General features: G+C 31.3%; 14 protein-coding genes and 1 pseudogene. 14 read left to right on the forward strand and 1 reads right to left on the reverse strand.

Annotated features, from left to right (window positions below):
- Positions 1–14: 14 nt before the first annotated feature.
- The 14 genes and pseudogenes from AC0L5U_RS02650 (at position 15) to AC0L5U_RS02715 (ending at position 16,759) form a co-directional block, all read left to right on the forward strand.
- The gene (locus AC0L5U_RS02650; protein WP_473414537.1) at positions 15–3,536 is read left to right on the forward strand and encodes a molybdopterin-dependent oxidoreductase; all 3,522 of its coding nucleotides are present in this window, start codon (positions 15–17) and stop codon (positions 3,534–3,536) included.
- Positions 3,536–4,972, forward strand: a complete 1,437-nt coding sequence (locus AC0L5U_RS02655; RefSeq protein ID WP_473414538.1) for a rubredoxin — start codon at positions 3,536–3,538, stop codon at positions 4,970–4,972. Before AC0L5U_RS02650 ends, AC0L5U_RS02655 begins: the two co-directional genes overlap by 1 nt.
- Positions 4,973–5,093: 121 nt before the next feature.
- A pseudogene (locus AC0L5U_RS02660) lies at positions 5,094–5,495 on the forward strand (response regulator); the annotation flags it as partial.
- Between the two features lie 9 nt (positions 5,496–5,504).
- The gene (locus tag AC0L5U_RS02665; protein ID WP_473416153.1) at positions 5,505–6,044 is read left to right on the forward strand and encodes a heme NO-binding domain-containing protein; all 540 of its coding nucleotides are present in this window, start codon (positions 5,505–5,507) and stop codon (positions 6,042–6,044) included.
- Positions 6,044–7,255: a sensor histidine kinase gene (locus tag AC0L5U_RS02670; RefSeq protein ID WP_473414539.1), complete on the forward strand. Its 1,212-nt coding sequence runs from the start codon at positions 6,044–6,046 to the stop codon at positions 7,253–7,255. The genes AC0L5U_RS02665 and AC0L5U_RS02670 overlap by 1 nt, the downstream gene beginning before the upstream one ends.
- A 125-nt stretch (positions 7,256–7,380) precedes the next feature.
- Positions 7,381–8,391, forward strand: a complete 1,011-nt coding sequence (locus AC0L5U_RS02675; RefSeq protein WP_473414540.1) for an FIST signal transduction protein — start codon at positions 7,381–7,383, stop codon at positions 8,389–8,391.
- Complete coding sequence (locus tag AC0L5U_RS02680) at positions 8,391–9,440, forward strand: sensor histidine kinase (RefSeq protein WP_473414541.1); 1,050 nt, start codon at positions 8,391–8,393, stop codon at positions 9,438–9,440. The genes AC0L5U_RS02675 and AC0L5U_RS02680 overlap by 1 nt, the downstream gene beginning before the upstream one ends.
- 2 nt (positions 9,441–9,442) lie before the next feature.
- The gene (locus AC0L5U_RS02685; protein ID WP_473414542.1) at positions 9,443–9,760 is read left to right on the forward strand and encodes an Hpt domain-containing protein; all 318 of its coding nucleotides are present in this window, start codon (positions 9,443–9,445) and stop codon (positions 9,758–9,760) included.
- Positions 9,761–9,769: 9 nt separating this feature from the next.
- Complete coding sequence (locus AC0L5U_RS02690) at positions 9,770–10,486, forward strand: LytR/AlgR family response regulator transcription factor (protein ID WP_473414543.1); 717 nt, start codon at positions 9,770–9,772, stop codon at positions 10,484–10,486.
- A 110-nt stretch (positions 10,487–10,596) separates the two neighbouring features.
- Complete coding sequence (locus AC0L5U_RS02695) at positions 10,597–13,203, forward strand: DUF6923 family protein (protein ID WP_473414544.1); 2,607 nt, start codon at positions 10,597–10,599, stop codon at positions 13,201–13,203.
- A gap of 93 nt (positions 13,204–13,296) precedes the next feature.
- Entirely contained in the window at positions 13,297–14,184 is an 888-nt protein-coding gene (locus AC0L5U_RS02700; protein WP_473414545.1) for a HamA C-terminal domain-containing protein, read from the forward strand.
- Between the two features lie 4 nt (positions 14,185–14,188).
- Positions 14,189–14,626, forward strand: a complete 438-nt coding sequence (locus AC0L5U_RS02705; RefSeq protein WP_473414546.1) for a hypothetical protein — start codon at positions 14,189–14,191, stop codon at positions 14,624–14,626.
- Between the two features lies 1 nt (position 14,627).
- Positions 14,628–15,794 (forward strand): DEAD/DEAH box helicase, encoded by a 1,167-nt coding sequence (locus AC0L5U_RS02710; RefSeq protein WP_473414547.1) that lies wholly within the window; start codon positions 14,628–14,630, stop codon positions 15,792–15,794.
- Between the two features lie 209 nt (positions 15,795–16,003).
- Positions 16,004–16,759, forward strand: a complete 756-nt coding sequence (locus AC0L5U_RS02715) for a hypothetical protein (RefSeq protein ID WP_473414548.1) — start codon at positions 16,004–16,006, stop codon at positions 16,757–16,759.
- A gap of 34 nt (positions 16,760–16,793) precedes the next feature.
- Here the strand turns inward: AC0L5U_RS02715 and AC0L5U_RS02720 are convergent, their stop codons facing one another.
- On the reverse strand, positions 16,794–18,854 hold the full coding sequence (locus tag AC0L5U_RS02720; protein ID WP_473414549.1) for a tetratricopeptide repeat protein: 2,061 nt from the start codon (positions 18,852–18,854) through the stop codon (positions 16,794–16,796).
- Between the last annotated feature and the right edge of the window lie 10 nt (positions 18,855–18,864).

Consider the following 18,864-nt stretch of genomic DNA (forward strand, 5'->3'; position numbering starts at 1 on the left):
AAATGTTAGTCTGAATGATGAAAAACGAAATAAAAACAACGTGTTCCTACTGCGGTGTAGGTTGTGGTATTATTGTTAAAAAAGATGCTAACAATACTGTTTTTGTCGAAGGCGATAAAGATCATTCAGTCAACAAAGGGATGCTATGTTCCAAGGGCATGAATTTGCATTACGTAGCAAATGATACTTCCGATAGAATTTTATACCCAGAAATGCGTTGGAGTAGATCGCATCCTCGTGAGCGCGTGAGTTGGGATGATGCTTTAGATAGAGCAGCGAGCGTTTTTAAATCCATCATCAAAAAACATGGACCTGATAGCGTTGGGTTTTACGTATCTGGACAAAGTTTAACTGAAGAATATTACATTGCCAATAAACTAACTAAAGGTTTTTTAGGCACAAACAATATTGATACCAACTCCCGATTATGTATGAGTTCTGCGGTGGTTGGTTATAAAAAAACCTTTGGGGAAGATAGTGTGCCGATTTCGTATGCCGATATTGAATTGGCAGACACCTTTTTAATCACGGGAGCAAACCCTGCTTGGTGCCATCCTATTTTATTTAGACGCTTAGAAAAACATAAAGAGGACAATCCAGATGTTAAAATCATCGTGGTAGACCCTAGAAAAACAGATACCGCTAATTTTGCAGATTTACATTTACAACTCCTTCCAGGAACGGATGTCATTCTTTACAATGCTATTGGTCGCTGTTTATACAAACGTGGATTAATCGATGAGAAATTTATAAAAAACCATACGCAAGGATTTCAAGATTATAAAGATTTAATTTTTAAAACATCTTTAAAGCAAGCTTCAAAATTATGTGGTGTTCCTGAAAAGGACATTCAAAAGGCAGCAGATATGATAGGGCTTTCAAAAGGTTTTATCAGTATGTGGGCTATGGGCTTAAATCAAAGTGTAGTAGGTACCGATAAAAATGTATCCTTATTAAACTTATCTTTAATTACAGGGCAAGTTGGAAAACCAGGTGCTGGTCCGTTTTCATTAACAGGACAGCCTAATGCGATGGGCGGACGAGAAGTAGGAGGTATGGCGAATCTTTTGGCGGTTCATAAAGATTTAATGAATGAAGAACACCGCAGAGAAGTAGCACAATTTTGGGGTGTTGATAAAATAAATCCAAAACCCGGACTCACAGCAACCGAAATGTTTGATGCATTAGAAAGCGGTAAAATGAAAGCGGTTTGGATTGCATGTACAAACCCATTGGTAAGCTTACCCAATTTGAATCGTATTGAAAAAGCCATGAAAAACGCAAAATTTGTCGTGGTTCAAGAGATCTCTCATAAATCGGATACGGTCGCTTTCGCGGATTTAGTATTGCCAGCAGCTGCATGGTTAGAAAAGGAAGGCACCATGACGAATTCTGAGCGTCGAATTTCATATTTACCTAAAGAAATAGAAGCTCCAGGAGAAGCCAGACCAGATGTTGAGATTTTTTGTGATTTCGCACAGCGTATGGGCTTTAGAGGATTCAACTTTAATAATGCTAGCGAAATTTACGATGAGTATGCATCTATGACTAAAGGGACAAATATTGATGTATCCTATTTAAATTACGATAGATTAAAAAACGAAGGCACCTTTCAATGGCCAGTTCCTGAACATAGGCATCAAGGAACGCCTCGCCTTTTTGAAGATAAAAAATTCTATACACCATCACAGAAAGCACAGTTTAATTTACCAAGTACTATTGAAAATACTTCGGTTCAGCCTAATGAAACCTATCCTTTAATTTTAACAACAGGACGTGTTCGAGACCAATGGCACACCATGACGAAAACAGGAAAAGTATCTAGATTAAAAACGCATTACCCAACACCTGTTTTAGAAATACATCCTGTAGATGCGTATTTGAATAAAATAAAAGATGGTACTATTACTGAAATTACAAGTGAGAATGGTGTAGTTCGAGTGCGTGCAAAAATTACTGAGAACATTAAAAAGGGTGTGGTGTTTTTACCAATGCATTGGGGCAAACAATTACAAAGTAATTTAAACCGTGCTAATAATTTAACGAACACACACGTTGATCCAACATCAAAAGAACCCGATTTTAAGTTCACACGGGTTTCAGTTTCAAAATATAAAAAGACAGCTGAAAAAATTATAATCGCTGGGGCAGGAGCTGCAGCATTCCGATTTGTTCAAAATTATAGAGAACAGAATGAAACAGACGAAATTCATGTATTTTCAAAAGAACCAAATTTGTTCTACAATCGCGTATTGTTACCAGAATATGTTACTGAAGAATTATCATGGGAGCAACTTCTAAAAATTAAAGAAAAAGAACTTAAAAAGCTAAATGTTCATTTACACCCTGAAACTTTTATCACAAAAATTGATAAAGATCAAAAAGTAGTAACAGATAGTAATGAAGCTACACATAACTTCGATAAATTGATATTGGCAACTGGTAGTCGCGCCTTTATCCCAAAGGATGTGCAAATAGATTTACCAGGGCGTTTTACGATGCGTAATAAAAGTGATGCCGATAGTTTTAAAGCCTATTTAGAGGCTACAGGATTACCTCCAGAAGAGCAGCATGTGGTTATTGTTGGTGGTGGATTACTTGGTTTGGAGTTAGCAGCAGCCATGAAACATAAAAATGCAAAAATTACAATTGTACAACGTGGATCGCGTTTGATGGAGCGTCAGTTAGATAAAGTGTCTAGTAAATTATTGGCTTTAGATGTTCAAGAACGTGGTATCCAAATTTATTTTGATAATGAAGTAAGTACGGTGTTTGATGATGAAGATACAGGCGAATTAAATATCACACTAAAAAGTGGAAAATCGATAACAGCAAATGCTATTGTATATGCTATTGGTACAATTCCAAATGTAGAAATTGCTAGAGAAAATGGTATAAAATGTATAAGGGGTGTGAAAGTAAATCAACATTTACAATCGTCTCATCCTGATATTTTTGCTATTGGAGAAATTGCAGAATTTAACAATCAGCTATTCGGTATTACGTCTGCTGCAGAAGAGCAAGCCAATATTTTGGCAAACTTTATTGCTGGAGATGTGAGTTGTTCATACAATGGTTCTGTACTCATGAATATTCTAAAATTCAATGATTTGAATTTATGTAGCATTGGAAATATTAGTGTCCCCGAAAATGATGATAGCTATGAGGAAATTATTTTTACAGATATTAAAAAGCGCTATTATAAAAAATGTATTGTAAAAGATGATTTGTTGGTAGGTGCAGTTTTAATGGGCGATAAGAATGAATTTGCCGAATTTAAAACCATGATTGATAGTAAAATTGAAATGGCTGAAAAGCGTGATAAATTACTTCGAGGGTCTTCAAATGATGTGCCCGTTATAGGTAAGTTAGTGTGCTCTTGTAGTCAAGTTGGCTCAGGAAATATAGAAGAAGCTATTTCAAAAGGATGCACAGATTTTACGACGCTTTGTGATAAAACAGGAGCAGGTTTAGGTTGTGGAAGTTGTAAAACTGAAGTTAGAGAGATACTTCAAAACTCAAAAGTATTAGCATAATGGAAGAACCGTATAGATTAATGATAAACGGTGGTGTATTATCGCCAGGAGAGTTGAAATATATTTGTGAAGCTGCAGAAAGTTTAGGACTTGATGCTATTTCTTTTGGGTCTAGACAAGATATTATTTTTCCAGAGGAAATTGATAAAAGTAAGTTTAGTCAGTTTGATAAAATTCAATTTGTAAAGCCTAAACGAGATGGTGTTGAAAATATAGCATCCTCCTATGTGTCTACCGAAATATTGCCAAGTACCTCATGGTTAACAAGTGATCGTTATTTGTATATTTTAGAGCAGTTTAAGCACACACCAAAACTACGTATTAATGTTACAGACCCTATGCAACGTTTGGTGCCTTTGTTCACAGGAAATGTGAATTTTATAGCCTCTGAGCATGAAGATTATTGGTATTTATACCTGAGATTACCCGATTGGAAAAAAACAGAAATGTATCCCGCTTTAATTTATAGTTGGGATATGGATAAGATAGAATTAGCCATTGAAAATATTTTAATTGAAGAACCAGAAACTATAGATATGGTTTTCGATTTAGTAAGCGATGCTACCGACACAAATAACCGTACTGTAGACAAACCTTTAGAGGTGCCATTTTACCCATTTCCATATTACGAAGGGATGAATCGTATTGGTCAAGACCGTTATTGGTTGGGGTTATATTGGCGAAATAACAGGTATGATATCCCGTTTTTAAAAGCCATGTGCGATTTATGTTCTGAAAATAAAATTGGTAAAATTTCCATCACGCCTTGGAAGTCTTTTATTGTAAAAGGAATTCCCTTAAAGGCTAAACTACAATGGGAAAAGTTCTTAGGAAAGTTTGGGATTAACGTGCGTCATTCCATGTTGGAAATGAATTGGCATTTACCTGTAAACGACAAAGAAGCTTTAAATCTTAAAAAATATTTGGTTACTAATTTCGATCAAAATGATATTAGTACTTATGGATTAACCTTCGGAATTACGAGTTATGACAGCGATACCTATAATTTCACATCTATCGTAATAGAAAAAAATAGGCCACCAGAAATTAAAGGCGATTTTACAATCCGAGACACGTACAATTTGTTATATGCTAAAAATTTCGACCCCAATACTAGAAACTACATTATGCATGTTCAAGATGTTGATAAGCTAGAATTACCAGGTTTGTTAATGGAATTAAGCCAGCTTTATTTTGAGCAATTAGGAACAGAAAAAGAAGATGAAAATATTCAAACATCAAATAATGAAACCTTTGAAGAAGAAGTGCATCAATGTTCAGAATGTATGACAGTTTATAACGAAACTTATGGCGATATTACTCAAAATATTCCAGCAAACACTTCTTTTGAAGACTTACCAGAGGATTACGAATGTTCACTATGTGAAGCACCTAAGAGTAGTTTTGAGAAGAAGATGTTAGTTAAATCTATATAAAGTAAAAAACCATTCGTCGACACTTATCCGTCATTCAGCTACACTAAATATCAAACTACCGAAATATAATTCATATTCCTTTTACTTCAATTAATTTAACACTTTAAAATTGGAGAAAGTTATGAGAAACTTAAATATATTACTTATCGAAGATGATATGATTGAAGTAATGAAATTAAATAGAACAATTTCAAAACTACAATTAGGACATAATATTGTGGAAGCCAACAATGGAGAAGAAGCCTTAAAAATTTTAGAAAAAAAAGACGAATTACCTGACATTATTTTATTAGATTTGAATATGCCTAAAATTAATGGCATAGAGTTTTTAAGTATTCTAAAACGGGATGACGTTTTAAAGTACATACCTACTATTATCTTAACAACTTCTAATAATCAAAAAGATTTATTAGAATGTTATAAAATTGGTATTGCAGGTTATGTTTTAAAACCTCTTAAGTATGAAGATTATGTTTTCAAAATTGAAAAATTGTTGGCATATTGGAGTATTAATGAATTAAAAAAAGGTGTAATGAAAGGTATTGTTTTTACTGAGTTTTTAGATTTAGTTGAAGATAAATTTGGATTAGAAGTTCTTGATAAAATTATAACTCAGTCAGATTTGGAATCTGGTGGTGTTTACACTTCTGTCGGAACTTATAAGTTTTCTGAAATGTTACAATTATTGCAGCATTTAAGTGAACATACGGGTATTTCAATTGATGATTTATTATTAGTATATGCTGAACATTTTTTTAGTGTTTTAGAAGAAAGTTACCCAGGGCTCTTAGCTACTTATAATGATCCTATTGAAATGATATCTTCAATAGAAAATCATATACATGTAGAAGTTAGAAAAATATATCCTGATGCTGAATTGCCAACGTTTGAGGTTGTTGAAAGAACTGAGAACTCATTAATAATTATTTACAAATCAAGTAGAGCGATGCATCATTTTGGTTTGGGACTAATGAATAAGACTTTTGAGCATTTTAATTCAACAGCTACTATTGTTTTGGAAAAAATAAAAGAAGATGGCACAGAAGTAAAGTTTTTAATTAATAAAAACTAATGAGTCAAGATAAAATTGACATGTTACAGCGTGCACTTGCGCGTGAAAAAGCTGCCAGAAAACAGGCAGAAAAAATTCTTGAAAATAAATCTGCCGAATTATATGACGCAAAGCAAAAACTAGAAAAGTCTTATTCAGAGTTAGAAACTTTACTCAATAAAACAGATTCTCAGTTGCAAGGTGTTTTCGAAAATATAGTTGACGCCTATGTTATTATAGATTTAACAGGCAATGTTTTAAAAATGAATGATGCTGCGGTGGGCCTATTAGGTTTTGAAGACTCAAATCAAGATTTTAATCTTATTGAGATGGTTCATCCAAATGAATTAGAGCGTGTTGCTGAATCTTTTCAATACCTTTTTAATAATGGTACGCTTACTGATTTTAATGTAATTATTATTACAAGAAAGAAAGAAGAAAAATTGGTGCATATAAATGCCAGTATAATTTATGACAATGGTTCTCCAGTTGCAGCACAAGGTATAGTTAGGGATGTAACTGAATTAAAAACTCTTGAAATTCAAAAAGAAAAACTATTAAAAAAGCTAGAAAAGAGTAATGACGAACTTCAAGAATACGCTCATATTGTATCACACGATTTAAAATCTCCATTACGAAGTATTGATGCTTTAGTAAATTGGATAAAAGATGATAATAAAGATAAGTTGGATGAAGTTAGTCTTCAAAATTTTAAACTTATTGAAACGACATTAGAAAAAATGGAACAACTTATTTCTGATGTTTTAAGTTATTCTAGTGTTGGTACAAATGAAAGCGAAAAAGTAAATGTAAATTTAGATGAGGTTATTACTGATTTAATTGAAATCATGTATAAGCCAGATCATGTAACAGTAGAGGTGTTAAACAAACTACCAACATTAAAAGGAGATAAAACGAAGTTGCAGCAATTGTTTCAAAATCTTATTAGTAACGCTATTAAATTTATAGATAAAGAAAAAGGCTTTGTTAAAATTAATGTTGAAAACCTTCAAACCCATTATCAATTTTCCATAGCAGATAATGGTATGGGCATTGAAAAAAAGTTTCATGATAAAATCTTTAAAATATTTCATTCACTCAATAAAAGTAAAGATTCAACAGGTATAGGATTGTCAATAGTTAAAAAAATTATTGATTTGCATGAAGGCGAAATTTGGTTAGAAAGTGAACCAGGAAAAGGAACAACATTCTTTTTTACATTAAAAAAATAATTTATGAAAACGGTTCAATTAAAAAAAATAGAGCAGGTAGTTGGGAATATTTAAGTGATAATATTAGACTTATAAAACCTCTAGTTTTAGTTTTAGGTAACAGATATTTACTAGAAAATGATACAATGTATAAAGAAGTAAAACAGTTGTATCCAGATGGTCATATTGTATTTGGCTCAACAAGTGGAGACATTACTTCAGAATCTGTTGATGATGAAAGTATTTTAATAACAGCCATTGAGTTCGAAAAAAGCTCATTTTTAATAAAAAATAGTAATGTTTTAAATTCAAATTTGGATAGTTTTAAAACTGGAAAAGATCTTATAAATCAGTTTCCAGAAGAAGGGCTAAAATATGTTTTTGTGCTATCAGAAGGTAGTTTTATTAATGGTAGTGAGTTAACTAAAGGTATGAACTCTGCTATAGATGAAAATCTTCTAATAACTGGAGGACTTTGTGGAGATGCAGCACGTTTTGAAAAAACATTAGCATCATATAATGAAAACCCAAAAACAGGAGAAATTATAGCTATTGGTTTTTACGGAGAATCATTAGAAGTCTCTTTTTCAATACATGGTGGTTGGACTCCTTTTGGTCCAGAACGTATTGTTACTAAATCTAAATCTAATGTATTGTTTGAATTAGATAACAAGCCTGCGTTAGATTTATATAAAAAATATTTAGGAGATAAATCAGCAGAATTGCCTGCAGCTGCATTATTATATCCTTTAAATGTAAAGTCAACTGAAGAAAAGCAAGCATTTGTTAGAACGATTTTAAATATAAATGAAGATGATAATACCATGATTCTTGCGGGTGATATCCCCGAGAATTCTAAAGTGCAACTTATGATGACTAATGTGGATAACATTGCCAATGCATCTGAACGTGCTGCAAGACAAGCATTAGAGTTAAGAACTAACAAGCCTCAATTGGCTTTATTGGTAAGTTGTATTGGCAGAAAGTTGGTTTTAGATCAGCGAGTAGAGGAGGAAATTGAAGAAGTTGTTGCTGTTGTTGGTAGCGAAACAACTATGTGTGGTTTTTATTCTTATGGAGAAATTGCTCCTTTTCATGGTGAAAGTAACTGTCAATTGCATAATCAAACTATGACTATAACGCTAATAAGCGAATAATGAATTCATTACTTAAACGTCAAATTCGAAAATATCTATCAGAAGAACAAGCCTCATCTGAAGATTTAGAGCAGTTTCTAGATGCAGTAAATAGATCTTTCACAAATTTTGATGAGCAATATGTAATGCAACAACGTGCTATGACTATAAGTTCAGAAGAGTTATTTGTTGCTAATGAACAATTGAAATTAGAAGCTATAGCTCAAAAAGAAGTTATTGATAAGTTAAAACACGTTATAGAAACTCTGAAATTTTATGAACTTCCTGAAAAACAAAAGCTAGAAAATACAGATTTAGATGGATTGAAGTTGGTAGAATTTATTGATAATCAAACCAAAGAAATAGTTGAAATAAATAAGCAGAGAGAAAAGCTTTTGAACGAATTAGCTTATCAAAATCAAGAATTAAGTGATTATGCTCATATGGTATCACATGACTTAAAATCACCTTTAAGAAACATTGATACATTGACTACCTGGTTAAAACAAGACTATGAGGTTGTTTTTGATGAAAAAGGGAAAGAAAGTTTGAATCTTATTAGAAATAATGTAGAAAAAATGGATACACTTATAAGTGGTATTTTAAATTATTCTACCATTAATAAAAACAAAACAGAATTTTATGATGTAAATGTCGATAAATTAGTTGATAATATTATATCTACAATGCTGACACCACAACATATTACAATAAAAAAAGCCCATAAACTACCAGTTGTTAATGGCGATAAATTTAGGTTACAGCAGTTATTTCAAAACCTTATAGATAATGCAATAAAATATAATGATAAGGCTAAAGGACTTATTGAAATAGGCGTAGAGGATGATAATGCATTTTGGAGATTTTTTGTAAAAGACAACGGCAAAGGTATTGATGATGCCTATTTTGATAAGATATTTAAAACGTTTCAAAAACTTGAGAATAACCCAGAATCTTCGGGGATTGGGTTGTCTATTGTAAAAAAAATCATAACACTTTATGGTGGTGAAATTTGGGTGGAATCTGAATTAAATAAAGGGACAACATTCTATTTCACTTTAAAAAAATAATTATGGAGCAACCTAATTTATCTTATATAAATCAATTATCAGGAGGCGATAAAACCTTTGAGGAAAAACTAATATCTATTATAAAATTAGAATTCCCTGAAGAGAAAGCAATCTATTATAAGAATATTGAAAGTGATAACTTTAAAGAGGCTGCAGAAAATGTCCACAAACTTAAACATAAAATTAGTATTTTAGGGCTTGAAAAGAGTTATGAAGTTGCTGTTGACTTTGAAAATAATTTATTAGAAAAAAGTACAGCAGGTAAAGAAGAATTTGACAATATTATGCAAATGATTACAAACTTTCTAACTACCCTATAAAGTAATTTTATGAATTGTATTATTATTGATGATGAGGCTACAGCTAGAGCAATTATAGCTCAACTTTGTACAAATATTCCTAGCTTAAATATATTAGAAGATTTTCCTAATGCGATGCAAGCGATAAAGTATTTGAATCAAAATGATGTAGATCTTATATTTTTAGATATTCATATGCCTGATTTCACAGGTTTTGATTTTATTCAAACATTAAAAAATCCTCCTAAAATAATTTTAACTACTTCAGACCCTCAATTTGCAATAGAAGCTTTCGAGTATGACTGCATCGTTGACTATTTAGTAAAACCGATAGCATTACCTCGTTTTGAAAAAGCCATTCAAAAAGCTGAATCGATTTCAAATAAAACTCAAGAAACAACTGCCGCTGCTTCAAGTCAAATTGAAGCAAGCTCTGGAAACGATTTATACGTTAATATAGATAGACGCCTCATTAAAATAGATATACCTAGTATTTATTTAGTAGAAGCCAAAGGCGATTATATTCAGGTAAAAACAGAAGACAAGAATTATACAGTACATTCTACTTTAAAAAAAATTGAAGATAAATTGCCTAATGATTTATTTTTAAAAATACATCGTTCTTATATCATCAATGTTCAAAAGATTATTGATATTGAGGATAATAGTGTGCTTATCAAGAAAGATGTTATTCCGGTAAGTCGTTCTAATAGACCAGAATTGATGAAACGATTAAACTTACTATAATCGTTTAACTTGTTAATATTTCCATTCGTCTACACTTAATTTTCATCTATCGAAAATTACATTTTAAGGTGCCTTAGTCATATATTTTTGTGCTATAAATAAATTATATCATGAAAAGATTATTACTATTATTACTCGTTATTGTATCACAAGTTAATGCTCAAGTAGGAGTTGGTTCAGAAGATGTTCCGTTTAACTGTGATTACAATGCATACTTATTTCAATACAATGATGTGTATGCTATCGATTTAGCCTCAGGAAATTCATATACAGTTGCAACTGATGTTACAGAAGGCAATATAAATGCAACAGCATACAATCCTGCTGATGGTTTTATTTGGGGGTCTTTAAGTACACCAGCAAAATCAATTGTTCGTATTGGGAAAAACTTTAAAACCACAACGTTTTATATAGATGAGTTACCAACTAGTGGTCGTTATGTAGGCGATGTTAGTGCTGAAGGTATTTACTATTTAAAAGGTGGTGGAACAACATATTATGCTGTAGATTTAAACCCAGATTCTGATAACTACGGAAAATATATTAAAACGTTAAACCTATCTAAGAATATTAGTATTCACGATTGGGCATTTAATGCTGTAGATAAAAAATTGTATGCAGTTGAAAAGAAAACCAATATTCTATATAGAATAGAAGCCGAAACTGGAGCTATGGAAAGTTTGGGAGAAGTGCCGATTCTTTCAGGTTTAAATTACACTTATGGTGCGGTTTATTTTGATGCTTCTGGTCGTTTTTATATATCGGCAAACCAAACAGGAACTATATATGTTATTCAAAGTGTTCAAGAGTTAAATGGATCAAACTCTATGGAATCTAATTTATTTGCTTTTGGACCGTCTAGTGCGCAAAATGATGGTGCACGTTGTCCTACAGCTCCAGTACCGCAAGAAATTTGTGATAATGGTATTGATGATGATGGCGACGGATTAATAGATTGTGAAGATCCTTCATGTTCTGGTTATGCAGGGTGTCCAGTAATTGAGTTATCTACTTCTTCAAGTGCAAACCAGGGTGGTTTAGAAAGTAATAACAGACTCTCTCAACAAATCAGCAAACGTAATTTTAATAGAGCAAAGAGCAATTATAAATTTGACAAAACAGCTGCTAAACGTTTTTCAAAAACATCTAAATATGGTAAAACTAAAGCTGGAAAAGGTAACGGATTTCAATTATCAGATTTTATTCCATTAGATGTTATCAATGAAGAAGATGTTATAGAATCGTCTCCAAAAGATTTAATAAACATTACAAACGCAACCGATATCTATTCAGTTGATTATATGCGAAATAACGATGCCGTAGCTTCTATTTTATTATTAAAAACAGATAAAGGCGTTTACGAGCATACCAAATACATTTGCGATAGATTATTAGGAGCGCAATTAATTTCGGTATCTACAATTGAAATTAAAGAACAACAATTTATTAAATCATTAATCAGAACTATTGATGGCTCTTTAGAGTTTGTTTTAAGTCTGTCAGCAAAATCAATAAACAATGGTGCTAATTTCGGAATTGAAAGCCATTGGAATTTAGATAAATACGAGAATAATGTTGGCTTTTATAATTTCCAAATCTGGTCAAATTCTTTAGACGATTTATTACGTCTTGGAGAAGAAGTAGTAAGATTATTAGATGTTCAAAAACCAGTTACTAGTTATAACAACTCAACACCACCAACAGTTTTTGTTAGAAAAGGAACATACCGTAACGGAAAACTAGATTTACAAATTGTAAATACTAATAGGAGTGAAGCTATTGTTTTTGATGGCGGATTAAGAGGAACAGAAACAGAAACCGTAGACTATGTATCATCTATTATTGAATTAAACGGCGATTACATTTCTAATGTTCAAGTAGAAGCTGGAAACCTTTTTGATATAGGTTTTAGAATTGGAGACGGTATACAAACTCCAGATGATTTGTTTATGTCTGATGGTCCTTGGGGATACGATGATGCTGCACCAACTACAACCGTTACAAACTATACTGTAGAAACAAACGAAACTCAGTTTGATGACAATGAATATGCTGTAGAACGTAACATTAATTTAGAAGCAACAACTAGCGAATACATTGCGGCTTACAGAGCGTTAACACCAAAGTTTAACCCCATAGATTTATCTGAGTATAATAGCTTTAAATTACAAGCTAAAGGTACAGGAACACTTATTGTAAGATTAGTAAAAGAAAGTGTTACCAACTGGGAAACACAATACAAAGCAAGTATAGATTTAACAGAAGAGTTAACAGATTATAGTTTACCATTTTCTGAATTTAAATCAAGCAACGGTACACCATTAGAAGTAAACGATATAACCTCTATAGTGTTTACCATGTTAGCCGAAAATGGTACAGAAGTTACTAAATCCATGACATTAGAGCAATTGCGTTTCTCAACAAGCAGCACATTATCTGTGGCTAGCTTAACAGAAACTAAAGCTTTAGATGCTGTGGCCATACCAAACCCAATGCGCTCTCAAACAACCATACACTTTACAGCACAAAACTCAGAACATGTAGAGTTGTTAGTTTACAACCAAGTAGGGCGCTTAGTAAAACAAATACCATTTTCTGCAGTATCTGGTAAAAATGAAATAAAACTAGTACGCGGAAACCTAAGTTCTGGTATCTATTTCTGTAAAATTAGAAGTAACCAAACCAATTATAAAACCACAAAACTACTCATGGATTAATAGCAAATTATTCTAGGTGGTAAGGCAAAAGACGTAAGTTTTTTGCCTTTTTTTGTTTAAATTGTAGTATATTTCACCTACAAAGGCTAGCAAATGATTGATACTAATGTAAAAGAGTTTTTTTTAGATCTATTTTATCACGATATAGAGGACTTAGAATTAGACAAATCAAATAAGATTAACGTCTTTACATTAAAAGTGAAAAATAATGCATTTGCTTATGACGAACTGGTAAAGCTATTATCAAATCAACTCTATCATTTTGCATTATCTAGAACCGAAGTTCAAAAACTAATTGATGCTAAGGAATATGCGACACTAGTTTCAAAGGCACAAGATAAACTTAGGCGATATTCATCAAATGAAGGAGAGCTAGGTGAAATTTTACTTTATTGTTTATTAGAATCACATTTGAACGCTCCTAAAATTTTAACAAAACTAGAAATTAAAACAGCAAAAAATGATTATGTAAAAGGAGCAGATGGAGTTCACTTATTAAAAATAACAGAAAAAGATTATCAATTAATATTTGGTGAATCAAAGCTTAATTCAAGTTTGCAGGCTGGAATATATGAGGCTTTTAACTCATTATCTAAGCTTTTAAGTGAAAATAAAATTGAGTTTGAAATTGGTTTAGTCAATAGTCAATTAATCAAGGAAACAGCTAATCCTGACCTATATGAATTTCTTAAAAAGGTAATAATTCCAAATGCTCGTGAGAATGATATAAATACAGATCATTCTTTTGGAATATTTTTGGGTTATGATGTTGAGATAAGTGAAGAAGAAAATAACAAATCGAATAGTGAATTTAGAACTCATATCAGGCAAAAAATAAAGCAAGAAATAGAAAGCATAGTAAGTTCAATAAATTTCCAAATAAACAAGTCAGAATTTACTGGTTACAATTTTCATATGTATGTTATCCCTTTTTCAAATTTAGCAGAGAAAAGAAAAGAAATCATTAAAAAGTTAACTTAAAACTATGACAATAATTGAAAAGTTAACTAAAGATGTTTTGAACGATGAATACTTCAAATACATACTCAATAAATGTTCATTAATATCAGCAGAATACAACTTAAAGGTTAAATTCTCTAAAAATATTTTAACTAACAAAGAACTTACAGATGCTTTAAGATTCTCTGATATCCTTTCCAATTCAAAAAATTCAGAAGCACGAAATAAAGCATATCAGATAATAACATACTTGAATCATGAATATAAAAATGATGAAATTTACAGAACTGTTTCCAAAGCTGTCTATTCAAAATTGGGAAATTTTCCAGCTATTAACTATTTAATTAATTATAACGAGAACGTTGCAACATTGCCTTTTTTTAGAAATATAGAAGTTGAAGCAAAAAAATCATTCAAAAAGTTCCTGATTCAAAAATTTCGTATTTACAGATTCACAGTTTGAATTGTACTCACAATTAAGCAATACACTTGAATATAGTTTTTCTGGTCCAACATCAATGGGGAAATCATTTATTATTAAAGCTTTTATAAAAAAAGTGATGAGAAATAGTCCTCCTGAAAACTTAGTGATACTTGTTCCTACAAGAGCCTTGATAAATCAATTTACACTTGACTTAAAAGATGAGATAAGAGAACTTTCGGAACAATATAAATATCGAATTCTGACAAATTCAAACGTTAATGATTTCATAGGAGATGAACCTCATAACTACATTTTAATATTAACACCTGAAAGACTTATCAGTTATGTATCTCAAGAAAATAATCCACCAATTGGATTTATCTTTGTAGATGAAGCTCACAAATTAGCTAATGAAAAAGATTCAAGAAGCGTAACAACTTATACAGCAATAGAAAAGACAATTAAAAAATATGGGAATATAAAACTATATTTTTCCTCTCCAAATGTGTCAAACCCAGAAATATTTCTAAAATTATTTGACAGAAACAAACCAAATAGCACATTTAGAACAAATGAGTCTCCTGTTTCTCAAAACTTATTCTTTATAGATTTATTAAGTCAAAATATTGAATTAATTCAAGCAGATAGCGTTGTAAATATTGAAAACAAAAATTTATTTCAAGTTGCAAATTCTACTACTGAACTTATTCAGCACTTAGGTTTAAATAAAAATAATTTAATTTACTGCAACAGTAAATCTAAAACTATTTTTGAAGCGAATGAATTTTCAAAAACAGTAAAAGAAGCCGAATTGAGTGAAACTTTGAAAAAAGCAATAAAGCAGATTAAAGAATATATACATCCGCAATACTATTTAGCAAATTTATTGGAACATAAAGTTGCTTTCCATTATGGAAAACTTCCTCAACTAATTAGAAATCTTGTAGAAGACTTATATAGAAATGAAGAAGTTAGAAATGTATTCTGCACTTCAACACTTTTGGAAGGGGTAAATATGCCAACTCAAAATATTTTCATATTAAATGGTCAAAATGGACGTAAACCTTTATCTCAAATAGATTTTTGGAATTTATCTGGAAGAGCTGGTCGTTTATCAAGAGAGCTGTATGGTAATATTTTTGTGTTCAGCATGAAGATTGGGTTTGGAAAAACAAGGAATTACTTAACAAAACTGAAATCATTTTAGAGCCTACCGTTTTAACTAAAATAGATAAAAACTTACGTAAAATAGAAAAAATATTAAAAGACCAAACAATATCAGGTTCACAAGAAGAACAAGCAATCTTAAGATATATAGCCAATATAATAAGTGTAGATACACTTGAAATTCAATCCAACTATAAAAGCCCATTAATTGAGAAGCTAATAGAGAAAAAGAAAGATAAAATCATTGAATTGGCTAAAGCTAAAGTCAAGGATTATGAAATTCCATCCTATATTCTCAATTCAAATCAATCAATTAGTTTAGATATTCAAAATAAAATATTTAAGTTTTTACAAAAATCACATAAAGATGGAAAAAACATAAAACTTCCAAGTCATCAAATTAATTATGAAATATGTCTAAACACTCTGAAAGAATTATATGTTTTATATGAATGGAATAAGGCAGATAAAAAACTCAATAAAGAAGCAAGTCTAAAGTATTATGCCTTATTGATGAATCAATGGATTAATGGATTCGGACTAAATCAAATAATTAAAATGTCAATACAACATTATGAAACTAGTAATAGTTTAATTCATTTGGGTTACATTGATAATAAGCCTAACTATGTTAATTATAAAAAAGGTAATACTGAACATATCAATGCTCTAATAGAAAAAATAATAGATGACATAGAATATGTCCTTAGATTTTTATTTGAAAAATATTTTAATCATTATTATCAGGTTACTGCTAATATTTTAGGAGAAGATTCTGCTGGAGAAAATTGGGCTTCTTTACTTGAATACGGTACACAAAACAGAATTGCAATTGCGCTTCAGAATATTGGTCTTTCAAGACATACAGCATTAGCAATTTACCGAAAATGCAGACATGCACTTAATGTAGAAGATGGGAAATTAAAAGGGGTAAATAAAAGTTTGATTTTATTGGAGTTTAAAAGAGGAACACTTGAACATGACGAAATAATTAGAATACTTTAGGTAAAACCATTAATATTCAAAATGATAATAAAATTTACTCTCTAAAAACAGGAGTATCAAATAAATACCACTTAAACCTAACTCCAATTTCATTAAAAGTAAAGCCAGCAGCCGTAGCAGAGGCAATATTACTTCGGGTACCATACAAGTTTAATAAAGCACGTTCAGTAAATTTATACCCTAATTTTCCTTGTACACGGTAGGTGCTTTGGCTGGTATCGTCTTCAATATATTGTAAACCTGTGGCAGCAGTTAACTCATAAAACCACGCCTTAGGTTTTGTAACTGCTTCATCTTTAATAATATTTACAAATACTTCGGCAGCATTAAATTGTTCTGGGCTAAAATAAATAGTAGGTACTTGGTTTTTAAACGTAATGTATTGGTAATTTAAACCCGCTTTTAAAGCAGGTTTGGCTAGTATGTTGTAGTATAGCGAGGTAAACAATAAGTTTCTAGCATTATCATCGTTTTGCCACGTGTAAAAATATTGTGTAAACCAACCTAAATTAAAGTTGGTGCTTAGGTTATAATTGGCGTACAGGTTATTCATCACAATTTCCCGATCTAATAATTCGGCATTAAAACTTTGTATTTCACTTTTATAGCCAATATCTAAAACTTGCAGTTTAAAGGGTTTTATGTTTAAGGCTAAATCGGTTACCAATTGCGTGTAATTGCTTGTGTTTGCTTTTGCAGAGGTTACACCCGCAGTTCCTTTAAACGTAATATTTGGTAACAGTTGGTAGGCTAAACCTAAAGAAAAATCGTTTGATGTGGCATCAAAATTAGTGACTTTATTGGTTGTTGTTCTATAGCCATAATGCGCCAACCACTTAAATTTGGTTGAAGTTGGGAATTCTATATTCGTTTGTACCGCGAAGGCTTTGTTATCACCATTGTCGAAAGAGTAGGAGGCTTTGGTTTCCCAAAACGGTGTAAAACTTGTGTTTAGGGTTTTAATAAAATTGGTGGCATCTTTTTGCTTGTCGTAAAATTTTAAGGTGTTTTCTGCCGATTGGTAGGCGTCATCATATTTACCTAAAGCTTTTAAGGCATTTGCTTTTCCTAAATTACCATCAAAAGAACTGCTATCATTTTCTAAAATACGATTGTAATCTGCCACACTTTTCTTAAAATCACTTTTATAAATATTTAAGGTAGCACGTAAGGCTAAAATCCAATTTTCGTTGGGTTGCGCTTCATATAATTCATCTATTAAAACTTGAGCATCTTTATATTGTTTATTCCAAATAAGCGCTTGAATGTAACGCTCTTTGGTTTGTTGTATAAGTGTTGCATCATTTAAGTTTGAAATCGTATTGTAAGCTTCCTCACTAATATTTAAAGCTTCTTTTTCTTTGCCTTTTAAATGTTTTACTAAGGCTAATCCGTTTAGTGCTACTGTCTTGTTTTCTGGCGTATTGGCTATGGTGTTGTATGTGGTTTCAGCGTTATCAAATTCGCCAGCAATTAAATAGAGGTTGGCAAGATTTAAAAGTGTGTCTTTATCATCTTTAAAAAGATCTAAATTTTCTTTTAGTAAACGTTCTGCTTCCTCGTAGTTCTGAGCTTGTTGATTTTGATACGCATAGCCCAAATAAATATACTTTTTTGAGGTTAACGCATTTGGGTTTCCTGGTAATACTTCCAAAGCTTTATTTACATAAATTAAGGCGTCATCATATATTTTAAGGTTAGATAGGGTATTGGCATAGCCTAAAAGCGCAGGGAAACTTTTATCATCTTCTTTAATTAAATTTTCATAAAACGCTTTAGCATCGGTATAGTTTTTATCCCAAAGTAAAGACTCTGCATAGTTTAATTTAATTTCAAAGTCGTTGGGATATAATTTTAGTAAATCGGTAAAAATAGTAACAGCCTTTTCTGATGCGCCTTGTAAACCCACAGCACGCCCATAACATAGTTTTGCTGTTTTATTATCGGGATAGTCTTTTAAAATAGTTTCAAAAAAGGATTCTGCTTCTTGGTATTTACCAGTTTCTAAATAGGTAAAACCTTCTTGCATGTTTTGTGCATAGGTTAATACAGAGATAAATAAGACAATTAAAAGTAATAACTTTTTTAAGGGCATATTGTTGAAT

Source organism: Jejuia sp. G7-7 (assembly GCF_055808955.1).